2 protein-coding genes are annotated in these 2,278 nt (G+C 70.3%); both read right to left on the reverse strand.

Annotated features, from left to right (window positions below; genetic code table 11):
• Nucleotides 1-146 precede the first annotated feature (146 nt).
• Nucleotides 147-917 carry an IS21-like element helper ATPase IstB gene (gene istB, locus BLW43_RS22565; protein ID WP_093257185.1) on the reverse strand — a complete coding sequence of 257 codons (771 nt, stop codon included), beginning with the start codon at nucleotides 915-917 and terminating at the stop codon, nucleotides 147-149.
• On the reverse strand, nucleotides 914-2,176 hold the full coding sequence (gene istA, locus BLW43_RS22570) for an IS21 family transposase (protein WP_093257186.1): 1,263 nt from the start codon (nucleotides 2,174-2,176) through the stop codon (nucleotides 914-916). The genes istB and istA overlap by 4 nt, the downstream gene beginning before the upstream one ends.
• Between the last annotated feature and the right edge of the window lie 102 nt (nucleotides 2,177-2,278).

Here is a 2,278-nt window from a genome sequence, read left to right on the forward strand (position 1 = left end):
TGTCAATGGACACCCAGTCTTACGAGTTAGCGCGACACCCAGTGTTACGAGGTTGAGCGCGACGGTAGCGGGCGCGGAGGGCGCGCTGACCGCAAGAGTCAGAGCGCGCCCTTCGCGGCCGCGGGGGCTTGGGGCGGCTTCATCGGTCAGGTCTTGAAGGCGTCTTCGAGGTCGCGGAGGCGGTAGCTGCGGCCCTTGATGTTGAGGACGTGGGCGCGGTGCAGGAGGCGGTCGAGGATGGCGGTGGCGAGGACCTCGTCGCCGGCCAGCAGTTCGGTCCAGTCGCGGATCGACTTGTTCGTGGTGATGATCATGGCGCCGCGGCCGTAGCGGTAGCTGACCAGCCGAAAGAACAGGCTGGCCTCCTCGCGGGTCATGGGATCGTAGCCCATCTCGTCGACCAGTAGCAGCGCGCTGGACATGTACTTTCGCTTCTTCAGCCGCTCTGGGCGCAGATGGGCGTCGACCTTGAGCGCGGTCAGCAACTCGTCGAAGCGGAAGTACTGGACCGAGAAGCCGAGCTGGATGGCGCGCACGCCAAGTCCCACCAGCAGATGACTTTTCCCCACGCCGGGCGGGCCCTGAATCAAGATCGCCTCGGCGCTGCGGATCCAGGCGCCGGTGGCCAGCGTCTCGATCCGCGATCGCTCGATCGCCGGCTGAAAGGCGAAGTCGAAGTTCTCCAACGTCTGGCCGGTCGGGATTTTCGAGCTCTTCAGCATGGTGCGGACGCGGCGCTCCTCGCGGCCAGCGCGTTCGGCGTCGAGCAGGCGTTCGAGGAACAGATGCGCGGCCAGCTCGGCGCGAACGGCTTCGGCCAGCAGCGGCTCCAGCGCCTCGGCGGCGTAGCCGCAGCCGAGCGCGGCCAGCTTGTCGCGCGTCGTGTCGATGTCGAGCTTCACCCGCGGCGCCGTCATCGCGCGACCTCCGCCAGCCGGGCATAGAGGTCGATCGAGCGGTGATGCACGGGCGCGGCGGCCAGTTCCTGCAGGCGCCGGCCCATCCGTCCCAGCGGCTGGGGCGCGATCACGCGCTCGGTGCTTTCGCCCTCGTAGTGCGCGTCGTCCTTGACGATCAGCGCGGCGCCGCCGCGGGGATGATCCGCGATCACCGCGCAGTCCCTCAGGATCTGCACCCGCCCGGCGAGCCCGCGGACCTCCACCTCCTGGCGGACGAAGCGGAACGGGACGCTGTAGCGCCGGCCCTCGAAGCTCACCATGCAGTCGACGCCGACCGGCCGGCGCACGACGACGTCGAACGGCTCGGGGAGCGTCTCGGGCAACGGCGTCAGCAGTGCGCGCTCGGTCCCCCAGGCCTCGGCGACGCTGGTCCCGGTCACAGGGCAAGAGAGCCGGTGCGACCGTTCCTCGACCCGCGCGTCGGTCCAGGCCTGCAGCGCCTCGAGGCTGTCGAAGACCTGGCCGTAGGGGTCGTCCGCGCCGCGTTGGTCGCCGATCCCGCGCTCGACCTTGCCCTTGGCCTGCGGCTGGCGCGGCTGGCAGGCGTCGACGTGGAACTTCAGCTGCCCGGCGTAGCGGCGGTAGGTCGGGTTCACCTCGCCCCAGGCGCCGGCGCCCTTCGACACCCCGGTCTTGACGTTGTCGATGCGCAGCACCGCCGGCACGCCGCCGAGCCGGCGGAAGCAGGCCGTGTGGCACGCCTGCCAGCTCAGCATGTCCTTCGACCGAGCCCACACCATGGCCCGCTTGCGGCTCCAGGACAGCGTCATCACCAGCGCGACCAGGTCCACCACCGCCGCGCCGAGCACCATGCCGGGATACTCCGCCCAGTCGACCTGCGCCTGCGCCCCGGCCGGCGTCTCGACCCGCCGCCGGGCCCGGATCGCCGGCGCCGGGAACGTTCGCCGCCAGTAGCGCTGAACCGACTTCAGGCTGCCGCCGTAGCCGTGCTCCCGCCGCAGCCAGTCGTGCAGCGCCGCGAGGTTGATCCGTCCGTCCGTCTGCTGGTCGCGCCAGTGCGCGATCGCCTCGGCATGCGCCGACGCCGCGCTCACTTGCCTCGACCGGCCGTCCGTCGCGCCGCTCTCCTGACGGCGCCGGTGATACCGGACCGCCCCCTCCGTCACCCCAAGCAGACGCGCCACACCGCTCTGCGTCTGCCCGCACTTCAGCAATACCGTCATCGCCGTCCGCGCCCCGTCATCGAGACGACCCATCGTCACCCTCCGGCGGACAACCCGCCGGAAATCGATCAGGCCAAGGCGACACCTCGTAAATCTGGGTGTCGCCTTACGCCCTCAGTGACGTGTCCGGTGACA

The sequence above is a fragment of the Rubrimonas cliftonensis genome (assembly GCF_900107585.1).
GTDB classification, from domain to species: domain Bacteria; phylum Pseudomonadota; class Alphaproteobacteria; order Rhodobacterales; family Rhodobacteraceae; genus Rubrimonas; species Rubrimonas cliftonensis.

Excerpts from the sequence above, each read along its gene's own strand:
- istB (WP_093257185.1), bottom strand. The coding sequence starts at position 917 with ATGACGGCGCCGCGGGTGAAGCTCGACATCGACACGACGCGCGACAAG.
- istA (WP_093257186.1), bottom strand. The coding sequence starts at position 2,176 with ATGGGTCGTCTCGATGACGGGGCGCGGACGGCGATGACGGTATTGCTG.